The organism is Brucella sp. NBRC 12953 (assembly GCF_040369775.1).
GTDB lineage: Bacteria > Pseudomonadota > Alphaproteobacteria > Rhizobiales > Rhizobiaceae > Brucella > Brucella pseudogrignonensis.
Window position 1 is genome coordinate 1 of sequence record NZ_BAABSV010000020.1, and the last position, 2,249, is coordinate 2,249.

The following is a 2,249-nucleotide window of genomic DNA, read 5'->3' on the forward strand; positions in this document are numbered from 1 at the left end:
GTTCTGGGTGACAGCGTACCTTTTGTATAATGGGTCAGCGACTTAGTGTAACGAGCAAGCTTAAGCCGGTAGGTGTAGGCGTAGCGAAAGCGAGTCTGAATAGGGCGTTCAGTTCGTTGCATTAGACCCGAAACCAAGTGATCTAGCCATGAGCAGGTTGAAGGTACGGTAACACGTACTGGAGGACCGAACCCATATCTGTTGCAATAGATCGGGATGACTTGTGGCTAGGGGTGAAAGGCCAATCAAACTTGGAGATAGCTGGTTCTCCGCGAAATCTATTTAGGTAGAGCGTCCAGCGAATACCCCCGGGGGTAGAGCACTGAATGGGCTATGGGGACTCACCGTCTTACTGATCCTAATCAAACTCCGAATACCGGGGAGTACTACTGGGCAGACACACGGCGGGTGCTAACGTCCGTCGTGAAGAGGGCAACAACCCTGACCACCATCTAAGGTCCCTAAGTTATGGCTAAGTGGGAAAGGATGTGAGGATCCCAAAACAACCAGGATGTTGGCTTAGAAGCAGCCATCATTTAAAGAAAGCGTAACAGCTCACTGGTCTAAATAAGGGTCTTTGCGCCGAAAATGTACCGGGGCTAAAGCCATACACCGAAGCTGTGGATGCACGTATGTGCGTGGTAGCGGAGCGTTCCGTAAGCCTGTGAAGGGACAGTCGTGAGACATCCTGGAGGTATCGGAAGTGAGAATGCTGACATGAGTAACGATAAAGGGAGTGAGAGACTCCCTCGCCGAAAGTCCAAGGGTTCCTGCTTAAAGTTAATCTGAGCAGGGTTAGCCGGCCCCTAAGGCGAGGCCGAAAGGCGTAGTCGATGGGAACCACGTTAATATTCGTGGGCCTGCAGGTAGTGACGGATTGCGTGTGTTGTACATTCTTATTGGATTGAATGTGCAGCGAAGCGGTTCCAGGAAATAGCTCCTGCATATAGACCGTACCCTAAACCGACACTGGTGGACTGGTAGAGAATACCAAGGCGCTTGAGAGAACTGCGTTGAAGGAACTCGGCAAAATGCACGCGTAACTTCGGAAGAAGCGTGACCCTTATTTAGGCAACTAGATGAGGGTGGCACAGACCAGGGGGTAGCGACTGTTTACCAAAAACACAGGGCTCTGCGAAGTCGCAAGACGACGTATAGGGTCTGACGCCTGCCCGGTGCTGGAAGGTTAAGAGGAGATGTGCAAGCATTGAATTGAAGCCCCAGTAAACGGCGGCCGTAACTATAACGGTCCTAAGGTAGCGAAATTCCTTGTCGGGTAAGTTCCGACCTGCACGAATGGCGTAACGACTTCCCCGCTGTCTCCAACGCAGACTCAGTGAAATTGAATTCCCCGTGAAGATGCGGGGTTCCTGCGGTTAGACGGAAAGACCCCGTGCACCTTTACTATAGCTTTACACTGGCATTCGTGTCGACATGTGTAGGATAGGTGGTAGACTTTGAAGCAGTGGCGCCAGCCATTGTGGAGTCATCCTTGAAATACCACCCTTATCTATATGGATGTCTAACTGCGGCCCGTTATCCGGGTCCAGGACCGTGTATGGTGGGTAGTTTGACTGGGGCGGTCGCCTCCTAAAGAGTAACGGAGGCGCGCGATGGTAGGCTCAGAACGGTCGGAAATCGTTCGTCGAGTGCAATGGCATAAGCCTGCCTGACTGCAAGACTGACAAGTCGAGCAGAGACGAAAGTCGGTCATAGTGATCCGGTGGTCCCGCGTGGAAGGGCCATCGCTCAACGGATAAAAGGTACGCCGGGGATAACAGGCTGATGACCCCCAAGAGTCCATATCGACGGGGTTGTTTGGCACCTCGATGTCGACTCATCGCATCCTGGGGCTGGAGCAGGTCCCAAGGGTATGGCTGTTCGCCATTTAAAGCGGTACGTGAGTTGGGTTCAGAACGTCGTGAGACAGTTCGGTCCCTATCTGCCGTGGGTGTAGGAATATTGATAGGATCTGTCCCTAGTACGAGAGGACCGGGATGGACGTATCTCTGGTGGACCTGTTGTCGTGCCAACGGCATAGCAGGGTAGCTATATACGGACGGGATAACCGCTGAAGGCATCTAAGCGGGAAACCCACCTAAAAACGAGTATTCCCTATCAGAGCCGTGGAAGACTACCACGTTGATAGGCCGGGTGTGGAAGTGCGGCAACGCATGTAGCTTACCGGTACTAATAGCTCGATCGACTTGATCACTCCCATTTACAATATCCATCGAACGAAGTTCGAT

At 52.3% G+C, this 2,249-nt stretch carries 1 rRNA gene; it reads left to right on the forward strand.

Annotation, left to right across the window (positions count from 1 at the left end):
• A 23S ribosomal RNA gene (locus tag ABWV94_RS23335) occupies positions 1-2,215 on the forward strand; the annotation flags it as partial.
• Positions 2,216-2,249: the final 34 nt, after the last annotated feature.